Annotated in this window: 26 protein-coding genes; 9 read left to right on the top strand and 17 right to left on the bottom strand. The window is 66.8% G+C overall.

Going from position 1 to position 22,725, the window contains the following annotated elements:
* Window positions 1-58: 58 nt before the first annotated feature.
* From ggt to rsmD, 5 genes are all read right to left on the bottom strand, one after another.
* The gene (ggt, locus tag ABE422_RS16335) at window positions 59-1,795 is read right to left on the bottom strand and encodes a gamma-glutamyltransferase (protein ID WP_346483332.1); all 1,737 of its coding nucleotides are present in this window, start codon (window positions 1,793-1,795) and stop codon (window positions 59-61) included.
* The gene (locus ABE422_RS16330) at window positions 1,792-2,076 is read right to left on the bottom strand and encodes a YfhL family 4Fe-4S dicluster ferredoxin (RefSeq protein ID WP_070427136.1); all 285 of its coding nucleotides are present in this window, start codon (window positions 2,074-2,076) and stop codon (window positions 1,792-1,794) included. Before ABE422_RS16330 ends, ggt begins: the two co-directional genes overlap by 4 nt.
* A gap of 125 nt (window positions 2,077-2,201) precedes the next feature.
* Window positions 2,202-2,693 carry a hypothetical protein gene (locus ABE422_RS16325; RefSeq protein ID WP_019183240.1) on the bottom strand — a complete coding sequence of 164 codons (492 nt, stop codon included), beginning with the start codon at window positions 2,691-2,693 and terminating at the stop codon, window positions 2,202-2,204.
* A gap of 47 nt (window positions 2,694-2,740) precedes the next feature.
* Window positions 2,741-3,250 (bottom strand): pantetheine-phosphate adenylyltransferase, encoded by a 510-nt coding sequence (coaD, locus tag ABE422_RS16320; RefSeq protein ID WP_313211488.1) that lies wholly within the window; start codon window positions 3,248-3,250, stop codon window positions 2,741-2,743.
* A gap of 7 nt (window positions 3,251-3,257) precedes the next feature.
* The gene (gene rsmD / locus ABE422_RS16315; protein ID WP_313211486.1) at window positions 3,258-3,860 is read right to left on the bottom strand and encodes a 16S rRNA (guanine(966)-N(2))-methyltransferase RsmD; all 603 of its coding nucleotides are present in this window, start codon (window positions 3,858-3,860) and stop codon (window positions 3,258-3,260) included.
* A 445-nt stretch (window positions 3,861-4,305) separates the two neighbouring features.
* Here rsmD and htpG point away from each other — a divergent pair, with 445 nt between their 5' ends.
* Window positions 4,306-6,204, top strand: coding sequence for a molecular chaperone HtpG (gene htpG / locus ABE422_RS16310; RefSeq protein WP_313217930.1), 1,899 nt, complete (start codon window positions 4,306-4,308; stop codon window positions 6,202-6,204).
* A 91-nt stretch (window positions 6,205-6,295) separates the two neighbouring features.
* Here htpG and ABE422_RS16305 read toward each other — a convergent pair whose 3' ends face one another.
* On the bottom strand, window positions 6,296-6,592 hold the full coding sequence (locus ABE422_RS16305; protein ID WP_313211481.1) for a hypothetical protein: 297 nt from the start codon (window positions 6,590-6,592) through the stop codon (window positions 6,296-6,298).
* A 165-nt stretch (window positions 6,593-6,757) separates the two neighbouring features.
* On the opposite strand from ABE422_RS16305, the gene ftsY reads away from it, so the two are divergent.
* The 3 genes from ftsY (at window position 6,758) to ABE422_RS16290 (ending at window position 9,785) form a co-directional block, all read left to right on the top strand.
* Window positions 6,758-8,239 carry a signal recognition particle-docking protein FtsY gene (gene ftsY, locus ABE422_RS16300; protein ID WP_346483331.1) on the top strand — a complete coding sequence of 494 codons (1,482 nt, stop codon included), beginning with the start codon at window positions 6,758-6,760 and terminating at the stop codon, window positions 8,237-8,239.
* 132 nt (window positions 8,240-8,371) lie between these two features.
* The gene (mutY, locus tag ABE422_RS16295) at window positions 8,372-9,511 is read left to right on the top strand and encodes an A/G-specific adenine glycosylase (protein WP_346483330.1); all 1,140 of its coding nucleotides are present in this window, start codon (window positions 8,372-8,374) and stop codon (window positions 9,509-9,511) included.
* Between the two features lie 4 nt (window positions 9,512-9,515).
* Complete coding sequence (locus tag ABE422_RS16290) at window positions 9,516-9,785, top strand: oxidative damage protection protein (protein ID WP_019183247.1); 270 nt, start codon at window positions 9,516-9,518, stop codon at window positions 9,783-9,785.
* Between the two features lie 63 nt (window positions 9,786-9,848).
* On the opposite strand, the gene ABE422_RS16285 is transcribed toward ABE422_RS16290, so the two are convergent.
* The 10 genes from ABE422_RS16285 to ABE422_RS16240 form a co-directional block, all read right to left on the bottom strand.
* The gene (locus ABE422_RS16285; protein WP_088432205.1) at window positions 9,849-10,313 is read right to left on the bottom strand and encodes a DUF6491 family protein; all 465 of its coding nucleotides are present in this window, start codon (window positions 10,311-10,313) and stop codon (window positions 9,849-9,851) included.
* Window positions 10,314-10,418: 105 nt separating this feature from the next.
* Window positions 10,419-11,132, bottom strand: a complete 714-nt coding sequence (gene lolD, locus ABE422_RS16280; protein ID WP_121041874.1) for a lipoprotein-releasing ABC transporter ATP-binding protein LolD — start codon at window positions 11,130-11,132, stop codon at window positions 10,419-10,421.
* Window positions 11,125-12,366 carry a lipoprotein-releasing ABC transporter permease subunit gene (locus tag ABE422_RS16275; RefSeq protein ID WP_088432207.1) on the bottom strand — a complete coding sequence of 414 codons (1,242 nt, stop codon included), beginning with the start codon at window positions 12,364-12,366 and terminating at the stop codon, window positions 11,125-11,127. Before ABE422_RS16275 ends, lolD begins: the two co-directional genes overlap by 8 nt.
* Before the next feature lie 23 nt (window positions 12,367-12,389).
* On the bottom strand, window positions 12,390-12,839 hold the full coding sequence (locus ABE422_RS16270; RefSeq protein WP_313211471.1) for a hypothetical protein: 450 nt from the start codon (window positions 12,837-12,839) through the stop codon (window positions 12,390-12,392).
* Window positions 12,790-13,038 (bottom strand): succinate dehydrogenase assembly factor 2, encoded by a 249-nt coding sequence (locus tag ABE422_RS16265; protein ID WP_019183252.1) that lies wholly within the window; start codon window positions 13,036-13,038, stop codon window positions 12,790-12,792. Before ABE422_RS16265 ends, ABE422_RS16270 begins: the two co-directional genes overlap by 50 nt.
* A gap of 105 nt (window positions 13,039-13,143) precedes the next feature.
* Window positions 13,144-13,929 carry a succinate dehydrogenase iron-sulfur subunit gene (locus tag ABE422_RS16260; protein ID WP_088432210.1) on the bottom strand — a complete coding sequence of 262 codons (786 nt, stop codon included), beginning with the start codon at window positions 13,927-13,929 and terminating at the stop codon, window positions 13,144-13,146.
* Window positions 13,930-14,092: 163 nt separating this feature from the next.
* Window positions 14,093-15,883: a succinate dehydrogenase flavoprotein subunit gene (gene sdhA, locus ABE422_RS16255; RefSeq protein WP_121041870.1), complete on the bottom strand. Its 1,791-nt coding sequence runs from the start codon at window positions 15,881-15,883 to the stop codon at window positions 14,093-14,095.
* Window positions 15,884-15,914: 31 nt separating this feature from the next.
* A complete protein-coding gene (gene sdhD, locus ABE422_RS16250) occupies window positions 15,915-16,301 on the bottom strand; it encodes a succinate dehydrogenase, hydrophobic membrane anchor protein (RefSeq protein ID WP_313211466.1) in 387 nt (128 codons plus the stop codon).
* On the bottom strand, window positions 16,298-16,690 hold the full coding sequence (sdhC, locus tag ABE422_RS16245; RefSeq protein ID WP_313211464.1) for a succinate dehydrogenase, cytochrome b556 subunit: 393 nt from the start codon (window positions 16,688-16,690) through the stop codon (window positions 16,298-16,300). The genes sdhD and sdhC overlap by 4 nt, the downstream gene beginning before the upstream one ends.
* A gap of 56 nt (window positions 16,691-16,746) precedes the next feature.
* The gene (locus ABE422_RS16240) at window positions 16,747-16,920 is read right to left on the bottom strand and encodes a DUF1674 domain-containing protein (protein ID WP_102788321.1); all 174 of its coding nucleotides are present in this window, start codon (window positions 16,918-16,920) and stop codon (window positions 16,747-16,749) included.
* 39 nt (window positions 16,921-16,959) lie between these two features.
* Between ABE422_RS16240 and ABE422_RS16235 the strand changes: the two genes are divergently transcribed.
* The gene (locus tag ABE422_RS16235) at window positions 16,960-17,829 is read left to right on the top strand and encodes a folate-binding protein (protein ID WP_346463684.1); all 870 of its coding nucleotides are present in this window, start codon (window positions 16,960-16,962) and stop codon (window positions 17,827-17,829) included.
* Window positions 17,830-17,877: 48 nt separating this feature from the next.
* A complete protein-coding gene (locus ABE422_RS16230; RefSeq protein WP_346483329.1) occupies window positions 17,878-18,087 on the top strand; it encodes a hypothetical protein in 210 nt (69 codons plus the stop codon).
* Between the two features lie 12 nt (window positions 18,088-18,099).
* Here the strand turns inward: ABE422_RS16230 and ugpC are convergent, their stop codons facing one another.
* The gene (gene ugpC, locus ABE422_RS16225; RefSeq protein WP_346483328.1) at window positions 18,100-19,191 is read right to left on the bottom strand and encodes a sn-glycerol-3-phosphate ABC transporter ATP-binding protein UgpC; all 1,092 of its coding nucleotides are present in this window, start codon (window positions 19,189-19,191) and stop codon (window positions 18,100-18,102) included.
* A 354-nt stretch (window positions 19,192-19,545) separates the two neighbouring features.
* On the opposite strand from ugpC, the gene zwf reads away from it, so the two are divergent.
* From zwf to pgl, 3 genes are read left to right on the top strand one after another with little or no spacing between them, the layout of a single operon-like run.
* Window positions 19,546-20,985 (top strand): glucose-6-phosphate dehydrogenase, encoded by a 1,440-nt coding sequence (gene zwf / locus ABE422_RS16220; protein WP_346483326.1) that lies wholly within the window; start codon window positions 19,546-19,548, stop codon window positions 20,983-20,985.
* Entirely contained in the window at window positions 20,982-21,989 is a 1,008-nt protein-coding gene (gene glk, locus ABE422_RS16215; protein WP_313217922.1) for a glucokinase, read from the top strand. The genes zwf and glk overlap by 4 nt, the downstream gene beginning before the upstream one ends.
* Window positions 21,986-22,708, top strand: coding sequence for a 6-phosphogluconolactonase (gene pgl, locus ABE422_RS16210; RefSeq protein WP_346483325.1), 723 nt, complete (start codon window positions 21,986-21,988; stop codon window positions 22,706-22,708). The genes glk and pgl overlap by 4 nt, the downstream gene beginning before the upstream one ends.
* The last annotated feature ends 17 nt before the right edge of the window (window positions 22,709-22,725 follow it).

Here is a 22,725-nt window from a genome sequence, read left to right as displayed (position 1 = left end):
GCCATCGCCCATGAAAAAACCCCGCCACTGGGACGGGGTTTCTCGTTTCTGCGGTCAATCAGTGCGCCTGGCTGACCGCGGCGCTGCCGACCGGATTGCGCGGGTCGCTGCCACCGCTGAGGACATTGCTGCGGCGGTCCCATTCCACGGTCTGCAGGTTGCCCCAGACATGGCTGGAGCCGCGGCCACCCGCGGCGGTGTCGCCGGGCAGATCGATCCTGTGGCCCATCGCCTGCAGCTGTTTGATGGTGCCCGCATCGAAGGTGCTGCTCTCGGCCTCGATCAGGTCCGGCAGCCACTGGTGGTGGTAGCGCGGCAACGCAGCGACCTGCTGGGCGGTCAGGCCATCGTCGTAGCCGAGGATGCCCAGCAGCACCATGGTGATGATGCGGCTGCCACCGGGCGTGCCGAGCACCACGACCTTGTCGGCGGACTCCATGAAGGTCGGGGTCATCGAGCTGAGCATGCGCTTGCCCGGCTTGGGTGCATTGGCCGCATAGCCCATCACGCCGAAGGCATTGGGCGTGCCCGGCTTCAGCGCGAAATCGTCCATTTCGTTGTTCAGCAGCACGCCGGTACCCGACGGAATCAGGCCCGAGCCGTACAGCAGGTTCACGGTCTGGGTCGCGCCGACGCGGTTGCCCTCGCGGTCGATGATCGAGAAATGCGTGGTCTCGTCATCTTCCAGCGGGGTCGGGTTGCCCGAGAGCAGATCGCTCGGGGTCGCCTTCTCCGGATGGATGGTGGCACGCAGGCCCTGCGCGTAATCCTTGCTGGTCAGCACCTTCTGCGGGATATCCACGAAGTCCGGATCGCCCAGGAAGAAGGTGCGGTCGCGGTAGGCGCGGCGCATGGCTTCCACCACCAGGTGGGTGCGATGGGCCTGGTCGAGCGATTTCAGGTCCCAGCCTTCCAGGATCTGCAGCATGGCCGCCAGCGCGATGCCGCCGGAAGACGGCGGCGAGGCGGTGGTGATGGTCCAGTCGCGGTACTTGAAGGCGATCGGCTCGCGCAGCTTGACCCGATAGCCGGCCAGTTCCTCGGCGGTCCAATGGCCGCCGGCCTGCTTCACGCCCTTGAGCAGCAGCTTGCCGGTCTCGCCCCGGTAGAAACCATCGAAGCCCTGGTCGGCCAGACGCTCCATGGTCCTGGCCAGTTCCGGCTGGCGGAACAGGTCGCCCTCGGCGATCGGCTTGCCGTTGCGCTCATACACCTCGCGCGTGCCGGGATAGCGCTGCATCACCTCACGCCGGGACTGATAGCCCTTGGACATGCGCGCATACACCGGGAAGCCATCGCGCGCGATGCGCATCGCCGGCGCCAGCGAGGTCTTCAGCGGCAGCTTGCCGTGCTTGGAGGACAGTTCCACCAGTGCTGCCGGCAGGCCCGGGATACCGGCCGACCAGGCGCCATTGACCGAACGGTCGCGGTCCAGCTCGCCTTTCTTGTCCAGGAACGCTTCGGGCGTGGCGGACTGCGGCGCGGTTTCGCGCGCGTCCAGCATCACGTCCTTGCCGGTGGCCGCATCGTGCAGCAGGAAGAACCCGCCGCCACCAAGGCCGGAACTGATCGGCTCGACCACCGCCAGCGTGGCGGACACGGCCACGGCCGCATCGAATGCGTTGCCGCCCTTGGCCAGGATTTCCATACCGGCTTCGGTGGCCAGGTGATGGCCACTGGCGACGGCTGCGCCGTCAGGATGCTTGGCCAGCGCCACCTGCGGGGATTCCGCAGCCCAGACGCTCGGGCTGACCAGCAGGACGAGCAGCAACCAACGACGCGACAGCGTTCTCATTTGGGCAGAAACTCCGTGACATACAATTCGGGATGATCGCGCTGCAGCCCGTGCAGCTTGGCCAGCAGGGCGTCCTGGGTTTCCGGAATGTCCGGATCGGGATCGATGCATTCGACCGGGCAGACGACCACGCACTGGGGTTCGTCGAAATGCCCCACGCACTCGGTGCAGCGGGCCGGATCGATCACGTAGATGGTTTCACCCATCGAAATGGCCTGATTGGGACAGGCCGGCTCACAGACGTCGCAATTGACGCAGAGCTCATTGATTTTCAGCGACATGGCGTTACTCCACGCCCGCGCCGGCGGATGAGAACCGACCCACGCGGGCGCGCGGGCCGATCATCGGTGACGCCCCTGCGGGCGCCACCCGGGCCGCGCACAAGGCGCAGCCGCCACTGCACGGGTTACTTGGCTTCGACGAAGATGTACTCGGCGCCGGTCGGCTGGATGATCGACTGGACGCGGGCGTTGTCGGCGGCCTTGCCGATGAACACCACGCGCACACCCTTCATCGAGTCCGGCGAGACGTCCTTGAACACGGCCTGGATCATGTCGGCCATCTTGGCCGAGGCCGAAGAACCGAAGGCCAGCATGTTGCCCGGCTGCACGCCACGGCCCACGGCCTGGGTGGCGCTTTCGACCTGACGCTCATACTTGGCCGCGAATTCCGGATCCGATTCCGGGGCAAGGTAGTACAGGTACGGGCTGTTGCTGATGTTGCCCATGTTCTGCACGGCCACGGCCTGCAGGTACTTCTTCCAGCCGGCATCGTCATCGGCAGCCGGGGCGACCAGCGCCTGCTGGGCTTCGACGACCGGTGCGGCCTCTTCCTTCTTGCAGGCGGTGAAGGCCAGCGCGAACGACGCGATCAACATGGCACGCATGGTGTTGTTCATGGAATTCCTCCCTTGGTGATTCTTGGTATGTATGGGTCTGACAGGTACTACGCTTGGCCCGACTTCGCTTCACGGACCTTGCGCAGCGCCTCAAGCACAGCGGACGGCACGAAGCCGGACACGTCGCCGCCCAGACGGGCGATCTCGCGGACCAGCGAAGACGAAATGAAGCTGTGTTGCTCGGCCGGGGTCAGGAACAGCGTCTCGACCTCCGGGATCAGATGGCGGTTCATGCTCGCCATCTGGAATTCGTATTCGAAATCGGACACCGCGCGCAGGCCGCGCAGCAGGATGCCGCCCTGCACCGAGCGCACGAAATGCGCCAGCAGGGTATCGAAACCACGCACTTCCACGTTGCGGTTGTGGCCCAGCGCATCGCGGGCCAGCTGCACACGCTGCTCCAGCGGCAGGGTCGGCCCCTTGGACGGACTCTGCGCCACGCCCACCACCACCTTCTCGAACAGGGGCGCAGCGCGGTTCACCAGATCGATGTGACCGTTGGTGATCGGATCGAAGGTGCCCGGGTACACGGCAATGCGGCGGTTGGCCACGGTCATACGTCAGCTACGCGTGTTGGTCTGGTGAAAGTGTAGCAGTGGCGCGGCGATACAGGGCAAAACGCACCTCCCGGGTCCCCCCCTCGCGGTGCAGCAGCCACGGCGCGGGCATCCTCGGCGCCTGATCGGCCGGGGACTCCACGTACAGCCAGGCATCGGCGGCCAGATGTGACGGCAGCCCGGTGATCACCGCCTCCCACAGCCCATCGGCGAACGGCGGATCGATGAACACGATATCCGCCAGCGCCCCGGCCGGCTGACGCAGCCACTGCAGCGCATCGGCCTGTACCACCGCGATCTGCTCCTGCGCGCCCAACTTGGCGACCGACTCGCGCAACTGGCGGGACAATGCGACATCGCGCTCCACCAGCGTCGCCTGCGCCGCCCCTCGCGACACCGCCTCCAGACCCAGCGCCCCGCTGCCGGCGAACAGATCCAGCACCCGCGCCCCACCCAGCCGCGGCATCAGCCAATTGAACAGCGTCTCCCGCACCCGGTCACTGCTGGGCCGCAGCCCCGGTGACAGCGGCACCGGCAGCTTCGTATTGCGCCACTTGCCCCCGATGATCCGCACCTGGCCCACGGCCCCCGCCGGCTGACGCGGCTTCATGCGTGGCTCCGGAGACAGATGGAAGCGGGATGGGCGAACGGTCGGAAGAGAGTCATGGGCACGGATGGCAGGCGGTTCAGGACGACATTCTAGGCGGTCCGGTCGCTGTCTCTGCCAGGCATCCCGATGCTGGAATGAAATGCAGCCACGCATGGCGTGGCTCTACCTGTCGCACGTCCGACCCACCTTGTAGAGGGTGGCGGGTACGGGGGCCGGGACCGTTGGGCAGCATGGATGCTGCCCACGAGGCCCCATGGATGGGTTCACGCCGCGTCCCGGCCCCCCGTACCCGCCGCCCTCCCACACGGACATGCAGGCGCCGCGCTCCTGCTTGCGATTCAGCCCCCGAAGCTGCCGACACTCTTGAATTCGGGATAATCCACCCCTACCCCTTGAGCCAGCCGCCGCGCCGGGCGCGGCAATGTCCCAAGGAGCAACACGACCCATGACCGTGCAGACCCAAAAAGAAACCCTGGGCTTCCAGACCGAAGTCAAACAGCTGCTGCAGCTGATGATCCACTCGCTGTACTCCAACAAGGAAATCTTCCTTCGCGAGCTCATCTCCAACGCGGCCGACGCCTCGGACAAGCTGCGCTTCGAAGCGCTGACCCAGCCGGCCCTGCTCGAAAACGACGGCGACCTGCGCATCCGCGTCAGTTTCGATGCCACGGCCAACACCCTGACCATCGACGACAACGGCATCGGCATGAGCCGGGATGAAGCGATCGCCCACCTGGGCACCATCGCCAAATCCGGCACCGGCGACTTCCTGCGCCAGCTCTCCGGCGACCAGAAGAAGGACTCCCAGCTGATCGGCCAGTTCGGCGTCGGCTTCTACAGCGCCTTCATCGTCGCCGACCAGGTCGACGTCTATTCCCGTCGCGCCGGCCTGCCCGCCAGCGAGGGCGTGCACTGGTCCTCGCGCGGCGAAGGCGAGTTCGACGTGGAACCCATCGACAAGCCCGAGCGCGGCACCCGCATCGTGCTGCACCTGAAGGACGACCAGCGCGACTTCGCCGACGGCTGGCGCCTGCGCGGCATCATCAAGAAGTACTCCGACCACATCGGCCTGCCGATCCAGATGGTCAAGGAACACCACGGCGACGACGCCCCGGCCGAGGTTGAATGGGAGACCGTCAACCGTGCCAGCGCCCTGTGGACGCGCCCGCGGACCGAGATCAGCGACGCCGAGTACCAGGAGTTCTACAAGCACGCCGCGCACGACCATCAGGATCCGCTGGCGTGGAGCCACAACAAGGTCGAAGGCAAGCTCGAGTACACCTCGCTGCTGTACGTGCCCGGCCATGCGCCGTTCGATCTGTACCACCGCGACGCACCCAAGGGCCTGAAGCTGTACGTGCAGCGCGTCTTCGTGATGGACCAGGCCGAGCAGTTCCTGCCGCTGTACCTGCGTTTCATCAAGGGCGTGGTGGATTCCAACGACCTGTCGCTGAACGTCTCGCGCGAAATCCTGCAGTCCGGCCCGGTCATCGATTCGATGAAGTCGGCGCTGACCAAGCGCTCGCTGGACATGCTGGAGAAGCTGGCCAAGGACAAGCCGGAGGTCTATGCCGGCTTCTGGAAGCAGTTCGGCCAGGTGCTCAAGGAGGGCCCGGCCGAAGACTATGGCAACCGCGAAAAGATCGCCGGCCTGCTGCGCTTCGCCTCCACCCATGATGCCAGTGGCGAGCCCAGCGTCTCGCTGGCCGACTACGTGGGCCGCATGATCGAGGGCCAGGACAAGATCTACTTCCTGACCGGCGACAGCCACACCCAGGTCAAGGACAGCCCGCACCTGGAAGTGTTCCGCAAGAAGGGCGTGGAAGTGCTGCTGCTCACCGACCGCATCGACGAATGGCTGATGGGGTACCTGACCGAGTTCGATGGCAAGTCGTTCGTCGATGTCGCCCGTGGCGACCTGGACCTGGGCGCGCTGGAAAGCGCCGAAGACAAGCAGGCCCAGGAAGCCGTCGCCAAGGACAAGCAGGCGCTGGTGGACCGCATCAAGACCGCGCTGGGTGATGACGTCGCCGACGTGCGCGTCTCGCACCGCCTGACCGACTCCCCGGCGATCCTGGCGATCGGCGAGCAGGATCTGGGCCTGCAGATGCGCCAGATCCTGGAAGCCAGTGGGCAGAAGGTGCCGGACAGCAAGCCGGTGTTCGAGTTCAACCCTGCCCATCCGCTGATCGGCAAGCTGGATCAGGAAGGCGATGCCGCGCGCTTCGACGACCTGAGCCGCGTGCTGTTCGATCAGGCCGCGCTGGCCGCGGGCGACACGCTGAAGGACCCGGCAGCGTATGTGCGCCGGCTCAACAAGCTGTTGCTGGAGCTGTCGGCGTAAGTCGTGCTGCAGGTGGGTGCCGGCCACGGGTCGGCGCCCGCCGCGGTTGATGGTGCATGGCGCCGCGCGGCGGTCAGCGCGTGCGCTCGGGTCAGGCCCAGCGGTCGAGCAGGGTGCCCAGCATCTCGTCCTGACGCCGGATCACGGTGGCGTTGGCGGCAAACGCCAGCGCAGCCTGCTTGGCGGTGAGCAGATCCGCGATGGGCGCGTTGGCATCGTCAGGTGCGGCGACCACGGTGGCGGTGACACCGCCCCCTGCCGTTGCGGCCTGCGCGATCCCCAGCCGCGTGGAATCAGCCACCGGCAATCGCGCCACGTTGGAGACGGCCGCCTGTACGCCCAGCGAAGCGGCACGCATGCCGGCGCTGGCAATGGACATCACGCTCATCGTTCACCGTTTCGCGGTCCCGGCCGCGCCCGCATGGCGCAGCCCTTCACAACCGGTAACGGCCGCATCGGCCATTACTTGAGTCCCGCCCCACCGCACCTGCACGCCCATGGGCATTCGGGGCGCAGTGGTAGCATAGCCCTCTGATTTCAGCGTCTTTTGCCAATGCTCAGCTTCTTCCGTCGCAAAAAGCCCCAGGACGCCCCGCAAGAGGCGGCCAAGACCCAGCATTACTCCGCCGAGGAGTTGGCTGCCGCGTTCCCGCAGGCCAGGACCGAGCCTGCTGCACCGCCGGCGCCTGCGCCGCTGCCGCCCGTGGTGGAAACCCCTGTTCCCGCTGCCGAGCCAGCCGCGCCGGTGGAGCGCGTGATCGCGCCGACCCCAGTGGTTCCCAAGCCGGTCATTCCCGCGCCCGTGGTGGCTGCACCTGTGGTGCCTGCCCCGGTGACCCCGGCGCCGGCAGCCCCTGCACCCGCGGTGGCCGCGCCAGTTGTTCAGGAGCCTATCTCCCCTGCCCCGACGGTAGCTGCACCGGTTCAAGAGCCGCCCCTGGAGGCCCGTGTCGCGCCCGCCGCGCCCACCCCGGTTCCGGCCGCTCCCGTGAGCAACCCGGCGCCGGCCGTCGTTGCGCCGTCGGCTGTTCCAGCTCCGATCACTACGGTTGACCCGGTCGCCCCGGCCATCGTGACCGAGCGACCGACCTCCCAGGACATGGCCCCCGCCGCTGCCGGCAAGAGCGGCTGGCGCGAGCGCCTGCGCAACAGCGTGATCGCACGCAGTTTCGGGGGCCTGTTCTCGCGCAATCCCAAGCTCGATGACGACCTGCTCGACGAACTGGAAACCGCGCTGATCACCGCCGATGTCGGCGTCGGCGCGACCACGGCGCTGGTCGAAGGCCTGCGCAAGCGCATGAAGGCGCGCGAGTTCACCGATGCCAATGCGCTGCTCACCGCGCTGCGCGCCGAGCTGATCGCGATCCTGCAGCCGGTCGCCAGGCCGCTGGTCATCGACCGCACCGCCAAGCCGTTCGTGGTGCTCACCGTCGGCGTCAACGGCGTCGGCAAGACCACCACCATCGGCAAGCTGGCCAAGCGCTTCAAGGACGACGGCCACAGCCTGATGCTGGCCGCCGGCGATACCTTCCGTGCCGCTGCCGTCGCGCAGTTGCAGGCCTGGGGCGAACGCAACGGCGTGGCCGTGGTCGCGCAGGGTCAGAACGCCGATGCGGCCTCGGTCGCCTTCGATGCACTGCAGGCCGGCAAGGCACGCGGCACCGAGGTGCTGATCGCCGATACCGCCGGCCGCCTGCATACCCAGGCCGGCCTGATGAACGAGCTCGGCAAGATCCGCCGCGTGCTCGGCAAGATCGATGCCAATGCGCCGCATGAAGTGCTGATGGTCATCGATGGCACCACCGGCCAGAACGCGCTCTCGCAGCTGCGCCAGTTCCACGCGGCGGTCAACGTGACCGGCCTGGTGGTGACCAAGCTGGACGGCACCGCCAAGGGCGGCGTGGTGTTCGCGCTCGCCCGCGAGTTCGGCATTCCGATCCGCTTCTGCGGCATCGGCGAGCGCCCGGAAGACCTGCGCGTGTTCGACCCGGAAGCCTTTGTAGACGCCCTGCTGCCCGAAGCACTCGGCGCCTGATCACCGCCGGGCCAGGCAGCGGCTTCACTTGTAGACCCACCCCATGGGTGGCTGCTTCACCTCCGTGACCGGTCTCCCCGGCTGCCGATGCAGCCACGCATGGCGTGGCTCCCGTCCTTCTCCGGAATCTGCATGACCCGCCAGCCTCCCGCCAGCGCCGTATTGCCGACCGACGATGTCTTCGTCTCGCGGCTGCTGCACTGGTTCGACGATCACGGCCGGCATGACCTGCCGTGGCAGCACCCGCGCTCGCCGTACCGGGTGTGGCTGTCGGAGATCATGCTGCAGCAGACCCAGGTCAGCACGGTCATCCCGTACTTCCTGAAGTTCCTCGCGGCGTTCCCGACCCTGCCCGACCTGGCCGCCGCCAGCAATGACGCGGTGATGGCGCAGTGGGCGGGATTGGGGTACTACGCCCGTGCACGCAACCTGCATGCCGCCGCGCAGCGCTGCGTGGACCTGCATGGCGGCGAGCTGCCGCGTGATTTCGATGCACTGCATGCGCTGCCGGGCATCGGCCGCAGCACTGCGGGCGCGATCCTCAGCCAGGCCTGGAGTGACCGGTTCGCGATTCTCGATGGCAACGTCAAGCGCGTACTGACCCGCTATCACGGCATCGAGGGCTTTCCCGGCCTGCCGGCGATCGAAAAGCAGCTGTGGGCGGTCGCCGAGGCGCACGCAGCGCAGGTGCCTGGCACGCGCATGGTCGATTACACCCAGGCGCAGATGGACCTGGGCGCCAGCGTCTGCAGCCGCAGCAGGCCCGCCTGCGTGATCTGTCCGCTGCAGGCGACCTGCGTTGCCCGTCGTGAAGGCCGCACCGATCAGCTGCCGACGCCCAAACCGGGCAAGACCCTGCCTGAGCGCGAGGCGGTAGCGTTGCTGCTGCGCGATGCACGCGGCCGCGTACTACTGCAGAAACGGCCGGACACCGGCATCTGGGCGCAGCTATGGACCCTGCCCCAGGCCGACAGCGGGATCGCCCTGCAGGACTGGTTCGACGCGCACATCGACGGCTCGCTGGACGATGCCGAGCCGCTGCCGCTGCTGGAACACACCTTCAGCCACTACCGGTTGCATCTGCAGGTGCTGGTGGCAACCGTACAGGGCGCGCGCGGCAACGATGCAGGGCGGCGCTGGGTCGCCGCCGAGGAACTGGCCACGCTCGGCCTGCCCGCGCCGATCCGCAAGCTGCTGGAAACGGGTGCACCGCCCGCTCAGCCCAAGCGCCGTACAATGCGGCGCGCAGCAACATCCCAAGACAACGAGTAACGCTATGCCCCGCACCGTTTTCTGCCAGTACGAACAACGCGACGCCGAAGGCCTGGACTTCGTGCCTTACCCCGGCGAACTGGGCCAGCGCATCTTCAACCACATCGGCAAGCCGGCGTGGGCCGCGTGGCTGGCGCACCAGACCATGCTGATCAATGAAAACCGGCTGTCGCCGCGCGATCCCAAGCACCGCGCGTTCCTGGAAGAAGAGCTGGTGAAATACCTGTTCAGCGGTGGCGCGGAGAAGCCGGCCGGGTTCGTACCGGAGGCCTGATCGCCGGTGATACCGACCAGCGGTCGGTATGGTCGGGATCCGGTTGCCGGCCAGCGGCCGGCACTACGGGGTCGGCGCCTGCTGGCCTTCTTCGCGCTCCTGCACCTGCGCCTGGCGCAGCTCCTGCTCGGACGCCCGCAACGCCTTGGTATCCAGCTTGCGGATGCTGCTGATGAAGCACGGCAGATTCACCGGGCCGGCCGTCGGGTCGCGCACCAGCACCTTGTCAAAGCGTGACGAAACGCGCCCGATCCGGCTGGTCAGGCCGATCGCCGAGGCGTAGTCCAACCCCTGGCACGGTCCGGCCAGATCCAGCAGATAGCCCTCGCTCGGGCGCGTCCAGACCGCCAGCGCACTGTCGCCGAGAGCCGTCCAGCCCGACAGCGAGCCGTACAGCGGCATGTCCTGCTGCGGCGGCCCGGCGTGGGCGCGGTAGAGATCGAGCTTCTGCGCGGTGGATAGGCGGCCGGTACTGGCGCACGCGGCCAGCCCAAGGCACAGGGCCGCGATGGCAAGGGTCTGCTTCATGACGCCTCCTGCTGGGGACTGTGCGCCGATCATGCGCCGCCCGGCGTGGTCCCGGCGAGAGGAACCCGCCGGGTGTTCAGCGCCCAGGCAGGCGCTGCTGCCTGCTCAGACCTCGCTGTGCGCCAGGCTGTGCAGCCGCCCTTCGCGCAACTCCAGCACGCGGTCCAGCTTGCGCGCCAGGGAGCGGTCGTGGGTCACCAGCACCAGGCTGGTGTGGTGCGCGCGGTTGAGCTCGAGCATCAGCTCGAACACGGTCGCAGCGGTCTTGTCATCCAGGTTGCCGGTCGGCTCATCACCGAGCACGCAGGCCGGGCGGTTGACCAAGGCGCGGGCGACGGCCGCACGCTGGCGTTCACCGCCGGACAGCTCGCCCGGCTTGTGGTCCAGGCGATGGCCCAGGCCGACCGATTCCAGCAGCGCCTGCGCACGGGTGCGCGCGTCGACCACTTCTTCGCCACCCAGCAGCACCGGCATCATCACGTTTTCCAGCGCGGTGAATTCGGGCAGCAGGTGATGGAACTGGTAGACGAAGCCGAGCGCGCGGTTGCGCAGTTGGCCGCGCTGGCTGTCGGAAAGGCCGGACATGCGCTGGCCGGCCACGTAGACCTCGCCCGCCGTCGGCGTATCCAGGCCACCGAGCAGATGCAGCAGGGTGCTTTTGCCGGCGCCGGAAGCGCCGATGATGGCCACGGTCTCGCCGGCCGCCACGCGCAGGTCCAGCCCGTTGAACACGGGGGTCTGCATGCGGCCTTCGGCATAGGTCTTGGCCAGCGCTTCGGCGCGGATGACTTCCTGGCCCAGGGTGAGTGCTTCATTCATAACGCAGGGCCTCCGCCGGCTGGGTACGTGCCGCGCGCCAGGCGGGATACAGGGTGGCAAGGAAGCTCATGACCAGCGCCACGGCGGTGATCACGATGATGTCCGGGGTCTGCATGTCGGTCGGCAGGCCGGTGATGTAGTAAACGTCCTCCGGCAGCAGCTTGACGTTGAACAGCGTCTCGATCGCGCCGAGGATGCGCTCCAGGTTCAAGGTCAGGGTGATGCCACCGATCACGCCGAGCACGGTACCGAAGATGCCGATCAGCGAGCCCTGCACCATGAACACCTGCATGACGCCGCCCGGGGTCAGGCCCAGGGTGCGCAGGATCGCGATGTCGGCCTGCTTGTCGGTGACCAGCATCACCTGCGAGGAGACCAGGTTGAACGCGCCCATGGCGATGATCAGCGAGAGCAGAATGCCCATCACCACCTTCTCCATGCGCAGCGAGTGGTAGAGGTTGGCGTTCTGCTGGGTCCAGTCGCTGACCCGGTAGGCACCGGTCAGGTTGTGGGCCAGATCGACGCCGACATCCAGCGCCTTGTCCATGTCATGCAGTTTCAGGCGCACACCGGTGACGCCATCGATGCGCAGTACTTTTTCCAGATCGGCCATGTTGGCGTAGGCCACGCCGCGGTCGACCTCGTTGTAACCGGCTTCGAAGATGCCGCTCACGGTGAAGCGTTTCATGCGCGGGATCGCGCCGATCGGCGTGCCCTGCACTTCGGCCAACGTGACCAGCACGGTATCGCCGACGCCGACACCGAGGTAGATCGCCAGTTCCTGGCCGACCAGCAGGTTGTAGCTGCCCGCGGTCAGGCTGTCGAAGCTGCCTTTCTTGACCTTCTGGTTGATCACCGAGACGTTCGGCTCCAGCGCCGGGTCGATGCCCTGCACGATGGCGCCCTGAACGCGGGGACCGCTGAGCATGGCCTGGATTTCGATGTACGGCGCCGCGCCGGCAACCCGCGGATCTTTCTTGGCCACCTCCACCGCATGCGCCCAATCGGCCATCGGGGCGCCGTCGGTGGTGATGGTGGTATGCGCGGTCATCTGCAGCAGGCGATCGCGGATTTCCTTCTGGAAACCGCTCATGACCGCCAGCGTGGTGATCAGCACGGTCACGCCCAGGGCGATGCCGAGGATCGAGGCCATGGAGATGAAGGAGATGAAGCCGTTGCGGCGTTTGGCGCGCAGGTAGCGCAGGCCAATCGAGACAGGTATGGGTTTGAACATGCAGGTACGCCGGACAATTCAGGCTATGGTGCCACTGCAGGGGGTGAACGGGAAATGCAGTGTGCCCGGACGGCTAGTCGCAGTTCACGTGCCTGCCCCGGGGGAAGGGTATCGGGCCAGAACAGGCGCCAATGGCGGCGGCCGTCCTGGCGCCACCCCAGCTGCACCAGCGGGCCGCGGCACCGCATCTGCAGCGCCTCGACCGGCTCGCCATCCACCTGCACCGGGTCTTCGTCCGCCGGAATCACGAAGACGCAGCCCGGGCGGCGCGCATATCGCCACGCCTCCCACCAGGTGCCGGCCATCGCCACCATGCCCAGCGGCACGCCCCACGGCGCGGGCAGATCGGTCGCCCACACTGCCCAGGGCATCACAGCGCCCATGGCGATCAGCGCGCGGCACTGCCAGCGCGAGGGATACCACTCACGCTGGAAGGGCGCGGATCCGGGCGATGAGGGCGGCGGGCGCGGCATGCGGGCACTCCTCGTAACCCATGAACCAGCGCCACAACTTATCGTCCTCGCTCTCGAGCAGGAACAGGAAAACCTCGCGCTCGTCTGTCGGTGCCTGCAGCCAGCAACGGTCCAGATAACGGCCGAACAGCTGGTCCAGCTCGCGCATGCCGCGGCGGCAACGCCAGCGCAGCTTTTTCAGTTCGGTTGCTTCGTCCATTTTCTGCGTTTCCAGATAAGGCAAAGCCACGCATGGCGTGGCTCTACTGTTTCGATCTTTTTCTGCGAAGCCACGCATGGCGTGGCTCTACAGGACATACGTGGATCAGGCGCGGCGCGCCATCATCAGCTTTTTGATCTCGGCAATGGCCAGCGCCGGGTTCAGGCCCTTCGGGCAGGTCCGCGAGCAGTTCATGATGGTGTGGCAGCGGTACAGCTTGAACGGGTCTTCCAGCTCGTCCAGGCGCGCACCGGTGTCTTCATCGCGCGAGTCGATGATCCAGCGGTAGGCCTGCAGCAGGATGGCCGGGCCCAGGTAACGCTCGCCGTTCCACCAGTAGCTCGGGCAGCTGGTCGAGCAGCAGGCGCACAGGATGCACTCGTACAGGCCATCGAGCTTCTTGCGGTCTTCCGGCGACTGCAGGCGCTCACGATCCGGCGGCGGCGGGGTCTGGGTACGGATCCACGGCTTGATCGAGGCGTACTGCGCGTAGAAGTGGGTCAGGTCCGGCACCAGATCCTTGACCACGCTCATGTGCGGCAGCGGGTAGATCGGCACTTCAGCCTTGCCGCAATCGGCAATCGCGCGGGTGCAGGCCAGCGTGTTGGTGCCGTCGATGTTCATCGCGCACGAACCGCAGATGCCCTCGCGGCACGAACGGCGGAACGTCAGGGTCGGATCGATCTCGTTCTTGATCTTGATCAGCGCGTCCAGGACCATCGGGCCGCAGGCGTCCAGATCGATCTCATACGTATCGGTGCGCGGATTGCTGTCGTCGTCGGGACTCCAGCGGTAGATCTTGAAGGTGCGGGTGTTCTTCGCACCGGTCTGGGCGGGGAAGTGCTTGCCCTTTCCGATCTTGGAATTCTTGGGGAGGGAAAACTCGGCCATGGCTGTTCTCGTTGGCTCAGGCGGCTCGCGCTGCAGAGCAGGCGCGGGTAGCACGGAAGATGAGGAAGTCGACACCACCGGCCCGCGGCGCACGCACCACCCCACCCGTGCGGGAGGTGGCGGTGGCGAGCGCTGCGTGGACGGAGGTCATGCCGCAGGTCTCTTAGTAAACGCGCGGCTTGGGCGGGACGACGTCCACGTCCTTGCTCAGCGTGTACATGTGGACCGGACGGTAGTCGAACTCGCACTTGCCGTTCTCGTCGACGTTGACCAGCGTGTGCTTCTGCCAGTTGACGTCGTCGCGGTCCGGGAAGTCCTCATGCGCATGCGCGCCGCGGCTTTCCTTGCGCTGTTCGGCCGAGTTGATCGTCGCCACCGCGTTGAGCAGCAGGTTGTTCAGCTCGTAGGTTTCGATCAGGTCCGAGTTCCACACCAGCGAACGGTCGGAGACCTTGACGTCCTGGAAGGAGTCGAAGATCTCGGCCATCTTGGTGCAGCCCTCTTCCAGCGTCTTGCTGGTACGGAACACCGCCGCGTCGTTCTGCATGGTGCGCTGCATGCGATCGCGGATGACCGAGGTCGGGGTGTCGCCGTTGGCGTAACGCAGCTTGTCGAGCAGGCCCAGGGCCTTGTCGCAGGCATCGGACGGCAGGGTCTTGTGCGGTGCGCCGGACTTGATGGTGTCGGCGCAGCGGTTGGCCACCGCACGGCCGAACACGACCAGATCCAGCAGCGAGTTGGAGCCCAGGCGGTTGGCGCCGTGCACGGACACGCAGGCCGCTTCGCCGATGGCGTACAGGCCCGGCACGACCGCATCGGGGTTGTCGCCGACCTTGCGCACGACTTCGCCGTGGTAGTTGGTCGGGATGCCGCCCATGTTGTAGTGCACGGTCGGGATGACCGGGATCGGCTGCTTGTGCACGTCCACGCCGGCGAAGATGCGGGCGCTTTCAGCGATGCCCGGCAGCTTGTCGTCGATCACGCCCGGGCCGAGGTGGGTCAGGTCGAGCAGGATGTGATCCTTGTGCTCGCCGACGCCGCGGCCTTCGCGGATCTCGATGGTCATCGAGCGCGACACCACGTCGCGCGAGGCCAGATCCTTGTAGTGCGGTGCATAGCGCTCCATGAAGCGCTCGCCGTTGCTGTTGCGCAGGATGCCGCCTTCGCCACGCACGCCTTCGGTGATCAGGCAGCCCGCGCCGTAGATACCGGTCGGGTGGAACTGCACGAACTCCATGTCCTGCATCGGCAGGCCGGCACGCATGACCAGACCGCCGCCGTCGCCGGTGCAGGTGTGGGCCGAGGTGGCGCTGAAGTAGGCGCGGCCGTAGCCGCCGGTGGCCAGCACCACGCCATGGGCGCGGAACAGGTGCAGCGAGCCGTCGGCCATGTCCAGCGCGAGCACGCCGCGGCAGACGCCTTCGTCATCGAAGATCAGGTCGAGCGCGAAGTACTCGATCATGAAGCGCGCGTTGTGCGCCAGCGACTGCTGGTACAGCGTGTGCAGCATGGCGTGGCCGGTACGGTCGGCCGCGGCGCAGGTGCGCTGCGCGGACGGGCCTTCGCCGTACTTGGTGGTCATGCCGCCGAACGGGCGCTGGTAGATCTTGCCTTCTTCGGTACGGCTGAACGGCACACCATAGTGTTCCAGTTCGATGATGGCCGGGATCGCTTCGCGGCACATGTACTCGATGGCGTCCTGGTCACCCAGCCAATCCGAGCCCTTGATGGTGTCGAAGAAGTGGTAGCGCCAGTCGTCTTCACCCATGTTGCCCAGCGCGGCGGAAATACCGCCCTGCGCGGCCACGGTGTGCGAACGGGTCGGGAAGACCTTGGTCAGGCAGACCGTCTGCAGGCCCTTGGCGGCAAGACCGAACGTGGCGCGCAGGCCAGCACCGCCGGCGCCGACCACGACCATGTCGTACTTGTGTTCCGTAATCTTGTAAGCGGACATCTAATCTGGATTCCTGTCTTGGTGCCTGGACTCAGGCGACGCCGAGCGCGATGCGGGCGACCGCAAAAACACTGACGATCCCGCCGAGCACGGCGATGAACTTCACCGTGGTCTGCAGCGCCAGGGCCAGCAGCGAATTGTGGATGTAGTCTTCCAGCACGACCTGCAGGCCGAGCTGGGCATGCCAGAACATCGCGACCAGGAAGCCGACCAGCAGCACCGCGTTCCACGGCTTGGACACCGCGTCGGTGGCGGTCACGTAATCGGCGCCGATCAGGCTCAGCACGAACACCAGGAACCAGATGCTCAGGCCGACCAGCGCGGTGGCGGTCAGGCGCTGCATCACGAAGTGCTCGGTGCCGGTCTTGGCGGCGCCCAGGCCACGCACGTTCTTCAGCGGGGTACGGTACTTGTTCATGCGGCCGCTCCCATGAAGACATAGGCCCAGATCAGGGCGGTGATCACCAGGCTGGCGAACACCGAGACCCAGCTGCTGCGCACGAAGGCGGGGATGGAGAAGCCGATCGCGAAGTCCTGCACGATATGGCGGATGCCATTGCACAGGTGGTAGGCGAAGGACCAGGTCCAGGCGAACAGGAAGAGCTTGCCGTACCAGCTACCGGCCTGGCCGGTGAAGCAGTTCCAGGATTCAGGACCCATCATCAGGGCGAGCAGGCCGCCGGCAATGATCAGGGCTCCAACAGACAGAAAGATGCCGGTCGCTCGATGCAGGATCGAGGTGGCCATCTGAATCTGCCAGCGATACACCTGAAGGTGCGGGGAAAGGGGACGTTCTCTGGCGGCCATTCGCTGGGCTCGTTATCTCGGCTGGGCGGCGCAATGCCGCGTTGGCTCAATGCTGATCAAAAATCGATGCAGCGTCCGTTTTTTTCCCAATCTCCGTACCGCACCGGATCAAGTCCGCCGCGGCCGCCGATTTCCAAAGGCACTGCCGGCGTCGCGGGGAGCGGTTGCTCCTCCGGTACCAGCGTGCCTTCAGCTTCAGAATCTGGAGTGGGGGTTGTTTGGCCTATCATGGGTGTTCTCGCAACGCACAAATTTTAGACCCCGTTCACGTGCCTGACAACCTGCCCTCCGATTTCGCCGGCTTTTCGCGCCTTTCCGGTCACCAGCTGCTCAGTCTCAGCGGTGCCGATGCGGCCGCCTTTGCCCATGCCCAATTCTCCAGCGATGTCACCGCCCTGCCCCTGCGGCATTGGCAGTGGAGTGCCTGGCTGACGGCCAAGGGCCGCACCATTGCTGTGTTCCAGCTGTTGCGGCTGGAGGAGGAGCGCATCGTGCTGCTGCTCGCCGACGGCGACGCCGATGCGATTGCGTCGCAGTTGCAGCGTTTTGTATTCCGCCGCAAGGTCCGGATCGAGGTGCGCAACGACCTGGCCGTGGTGGCGAGCTTCACCGCGCCGGAAGCGGCCTCCGGGGCCGCGATTGCGCAACTTGCCGGCGAAAACCTCGAACTGGACCTCGGCAGCGATGTGCTTCCGCGCAGCCTGCGGATCGGCGCGGCCGATGCCGTGGCCGCTGCGGCCGACAGTGCGGATATCGCGCTGGCCTGGCGCCAGTCCGACCTGCGCTACGGGCTGCCGCGACTGGACGCCGATCAGCGCGAGCAGTGGACGCCACAGCAGTTGGGGCTGGACCGCCTGAACGGGTACAGCGTCAAGAAGGGCTGCTACCCGGGCCAGGAAATCGTGGCCCGCACCCATTTCCTGGGCAAGGCCAAGCGCGCCCTGCAGCTGCTGCGGGTCGTGGAGGGCACGACCAGCGGCACGCAGGTACATCAGAACGAGGCGGCGATCGGCACGGTCGCGTCGGTGGCCGGTGACCTGGCCCTGGCGGTACTGCCGCTGGAGATCGCGCCGGAGCCGTTGAGCGTCGGCGGGGTCCAGGCCGCTCACCTGCCCTTGCTGGACGGTCTGGCGCGGTAGACCCGGTAGGCATCGACCGTTGATCGATGCGGCACGCCATGAACGTTGATGGGTGTACGGGGAGCCGGCCAGCGGCCGGCACTACCGGATCTGGTGGCACTGCCGGATCTGGTGGCACTACCGGATCTGGTGGCACTACCGGATCTGGTGGCACTGCCGGATCTGGTGGCACTGCCGGATCTGGTGGCACTGCCGGATCTGGTGGCACTGCCGGATTCGGGCACGGGTAGTGCCGGCCGCTGGCCGGCAACCCCGTAACCCGGCCGCGTGTTACGCGTCGTTCAACCGCTCGCCGGTCTCTGCATCGAAGAAATGCAGGCCCTGCGGGTGGATCGCCACACGGATCGGCTCGCCCACCGAGGGCAACGCCTGCGGCGCCACGCGCATCACCAACGGCTGGCCGCCACTGGTCATGTTGACGAAGATCTCGTTGCCGACCGGCTCGATGCCATCGATCATCGCCTCGAACGCGGTCGCATCCCCGGCGGCGACCGGCTGCAGATGCTCCGGGCGCACGCCCACGGCGATCGCCTTGCCGACCCACGCCTGATCGATCCGGGCCTGGCCCAGCGGCGCGGTCAGCCCGGTGTCCTGCACGGCATAGCCACTGTCGGTGCGCTGCAGGGTGCCGCGCAGCACGTTCATCGCCGGGCTGCCGAGGAAGCCGGCCACGAACAGGTTGGCCGGACGGTCATACAGCGCCATCGGGGTATCGATCTGCTGGATCACGCCGTCCTTGAGCACCACGATGCGCTGGCCCAGGGTCATCGCTTCCACCTGATCGTGGGTCACGTAGATCATCGTGGTGCCGAGCTTGCGGTGCAGCTGCGCGATTTCCGTACGCACGCTGTGGCGCAGCTTCGCATCCAGGTTGGAGAGCGGCTCATCCAGCAGGAACACCGCCGGCTCACGCACCAGGGCGCGGCCCAGCGCGACGCGCTGGCGCTGGCCGCCGGACATCGCCTTGGGGAGCTTGTCGAGCATGTCGGTCAGACCCAGCGTTTCGGCCGCCTCGCTGACCCGCTTGCTGATCGTCGCCTTGTCGTGGCCGCGTAGCTTCAGGCCGAAGGCCAGGTTCTCGGCCACGGTCATGTGCGGGTAGAGCGCGTAGCTCTGGAACACCATGGCGATGTCACGATCTTTCGGCGCCACGTCGTTGACCACGCGCTCGCCGATGGTCAGCGTGCCGCCACTGATCTCCTCCAGGCCGGCGACCATGCGCAGCAGTGTGGACTTGCCACACCCCGACGGCCCCACCAGCACCATCAATTCACCATCGGCCACTTCGAAGGTCGCGCCCTGCACGGCCACCTGACCGTTGTCGTAGACCTTGCGAACGCCCTGCAACTGCACTTTTGCCATATCACCATTCCAGTCCGCCCGGTCTCCGGGCTGTTATGCGGAACTGCCTTCGGCCCTCCCGATGGCAGGTCGATGGCGTGGTGCCGCATGACGGCGACCACTGCAATCGAATACAGTCTGCGCATTCTGCCATGTAAACGTTTTCACGTGGCACTATCCGATGGTCGGCCGTGATCGGGATGCCGGGGAGGATGCGATATCTCCCACGACACCCGGTCGGCAGGCCATCATGCCGGGCGGAATCCATGGGGCGTGCTGCACCTGCAACAAGCAGACAACGGACCCCGCCCGACCCCCGAGAACATAGACGAGAAGCGATTGACAACGATGTCACCCGGATCTGAAACTCGAGCGATGCACGACACCCTCTTCCTGTTTGGCGCCACAGGTGACCTGGCCCAGCGCTATCTGTTCCCCTCGCTGCTGCGATTGCTGGGCGACGGCCTGCTCCCCGAAGACTTCAAGGTCCGTGCGCTGGCGCTGTCGCCGCACGATACCGAGGCCTTCCGCGAGATCCTGCGCCCGCGCCTGCAGCAGGCCATGCCCATGGCCACCCAGGACGACATCCACTCGCTGCTGCAGCGCATCGACTACCGTTCGGTGGATCTGCGCAATCCCGAGTCCGTGGCCGAATCGGTCCATGACCTGGTCGACCGCAAGTGCGTGAGCTACCTGGCGATCCCGCCGGGCCTGTACATCTCCACCTGCGAAGGCCTGGCCAAGGGCGGCGCCCTGGCCGCACCGCACCGGCTGATGCTGGAAAAGCCGATCGGCAGCGACAGCGCCAGCGCCGAGGAGATCATCTCCACCATCGGCCAGTGGATCGACGAAGACCGCGTGTTCCGCCTGGATCACTACCTGGGCAAGGCCGCGGTGCAGAACCTGATCGCGCTGCGCTTCGGCAACACGCTGCTCGAGGCGGTCTGGAACCGCAACTACATCGAATCGGTGCATATCCTGGTCGCCGAGAGCGAGGGCGTGGACGGCCGCGATGCGTATTACGCCCGCTCCGGTGCGCTGCGCGACATGGTCCAGAGCCACATCCTGCAGCTGCTGTGCCTGGTCGCGATGGAGCCGCCGGCCTCGCTGGAAGCCGATCGCATCCGCGATGAGAAGGTCAAGGTGCTGCGCGCCCTGCGCCCGCTCGATGCCAAGCACGCCGCGCGTGACAGCGTGCGTGGCCGCTACACCGCCGGCACCATCAATGGCCAGCCCGCGCAGGCCTACCAGCCGCCGGAAGGCAGCGATGTGGAAACCTTCGCCGGCGTCACCGCGCATATCGACAACTGGCGCTGGTCCGGCGTGCCGTTCCATCTGGTCACCGGCAAGCGCCTGGCCGAGCGCACCACCCGCGTGGTGGTCACGCTCAAGCCGGTCACCCATTGGCTGTTCGAACGACCGCACCGCGGCAACGCCACCCCGAACCGGATCACCTTCCAGCTGCAGCCGCAGGAAAACATCGAGCTGGGCCTGATGAGTTCGCTGGCCGGCCCGGAATGGGGCGCGCTGGAACTGCACCCGCTGGAACTGGAACTGTCCGTACCCACCGGCCTGCACCGCCGCATCGCCTACGAGCGCCTGTTCCTGGATGCCTTCAACGGCAACCACGCGCTGTTCGTGCGTGATGACGAAGTGCGCGCGGCCTGGGCCTGGATCGACAGCGTCAGCGACGCATGGAAGGAAGCCAAGCTGCCGCTGCAGCCCTACCCGGCCGGTGAATGGGGTCCGGAAGAAGCGGCCGGCTTCCTGCCCGCCGATGCCGACGCCGACGCTGCCCGTGGTGGCCAGGCATGACGGTGTTGTCCCAGCCGGTCCTCGTCGCGGATATCGGCGGTACCAACGCTCGCTTCGCGCTCGCCGACACCTCGCTGGCCGCGCCACTGCAGCAGGACAGCATCCGCGAATTCGCCGTCGCTGAGTTCCCTTCACTGGGCGAGGCCGCACGGCACTATCTCGAACAGATCGGCGCGGAAGCCAAGCGCGGCGTGTTCGCCGTGGCCGGCCGCGTGGACGGTGACGAAGCGCGCATCACCAATCACCCGTGGGTGATCTCGCGCATGCGCACCGCGCACATGCTCGGCTTCGATGAGTTGCACCTGATCAACGACTTCGCCGCCCAGGCGATGGCGATCTCGCTGCTGCAGCCGCACGATGTGATCCAGGTCGGCGGCGCGGCGTGGGTGCCGGGCAAGCCGGGCCAGCCGCGCAACTACGCGGTGATCGGCCCCGGCACCGGGCTGGGCGTGGGCGGCTTGATCCTGCGCCACGGCCGCTGCTATCCGCTGGAAACCGAGGGTGGCCACGTCAGCTTCCCGCCCGGGACGCCGGAAGAGATCCGCATCCTGGAAATCCTGTCCGAACAGTTCGGCCGTGTCTCCAACGAGCGCCTGATCTGCGGACCCGGCCTGGTCAACATCCATCGCGCCGTGTGCGAGATGGCCGACATCGACCCGGGCCAGCTGCAGCCGGTGGACGTCACCGCGCGTGCGCTGCATGGCGACCCGCAGGCGATGCGGACCGTGGATGTGTTCTGTGCGGTGTTCGGCGCGATCGCCGGTGACCTGGTGCTGATGCAGGGCGCCTGGGATGGCGTGTTCCTGACCGGCGGCCTGGTGCCGAAGATGCTCGATTCGCTGCAGCACTCCGGCTTCCGCCAGCGCTTTGAACACAAGGGCCGCTTCTCTTCGATCATGTCCAAGGTGCCGTCACTGGCGGTGATGCACCCCAGCCCCGGCCTGCTCGGCGCGGCCGCGTATGCGGCGGATGTGGAACGCGATCTGCCGGGAGGCACCGCATGAATACCCTGGATACGTCCGATCGTTTCACCCTGATCCGCCATGGCGATGCCGATGGCTGGATCGAGGCCGTGGCCGCCGAAATGGCCGCCGAGCTCAACCGCGACATCGCCGAGTTCGGCCGGGCGCGCATGCTGCTCTCCGGCGGCACCACGCCGGCGCCGGTCTACCAGGCGCTGGCCGAGCTGGACGTTCAGTGGGACCGGGTGGAAGTGAGCCTGGCCGATGAGCGCTGGCTCTCGCCGCAGGATCGCGACAGCAATGCATGGCTGGTGAAGGAGAGCTTTCTCACCCGTGCCGAAGGCGCGCATTTCGATCCGCTGGTGCGGGTCGGCAAGCCGCTGCCCGAGTGCGTCTACAGCGCCAACCTGCAGGCCCGGCACAGCCAGCGGCCCTGCGTGAGCGTGCTGGGCATGGGCAATGACGGCCACACCGCCTCGCTGTTCCCGGGTTCGAAGGATCTGACCCGCGCACTGGAAAGCACCCTGCCCTACGCGGCGCTGGATGCCACCGGCTGCCCCGGTGCGAACCAGTGGCCGCTGCGCATCACCCTCACGCCGCATGGCCTGAAGCAGAGCCGCCAGCGCCTGTTGCTGCTGCGTGGCAAGCAGAAGCTGGAAGTGCTCAAGCACGCGCTGGAAAGCAACAATCCGCAGCTGTATCCCATCCTCAACGCGATCGATCTCGACGGCGCGAAACTGCGCGTCCACTGGTGTGACTGAGTTGCCCCGGTGTTGTT

Origin of the sequence: Stenotrophomonas sp. TWI1151 (assembly GCF_039673135.1) — a bacterium.
GTDB lineage: Bacteria > Pseudomonadota > Gammaproteobacteria > Xanthomonadales > Xanthomonadaceae > Stenotrophomonas.
Note: the sequence above shows the minus strand (reverse complement) of the source record. Positions and strands in the feature narration are given on the sequence as shown.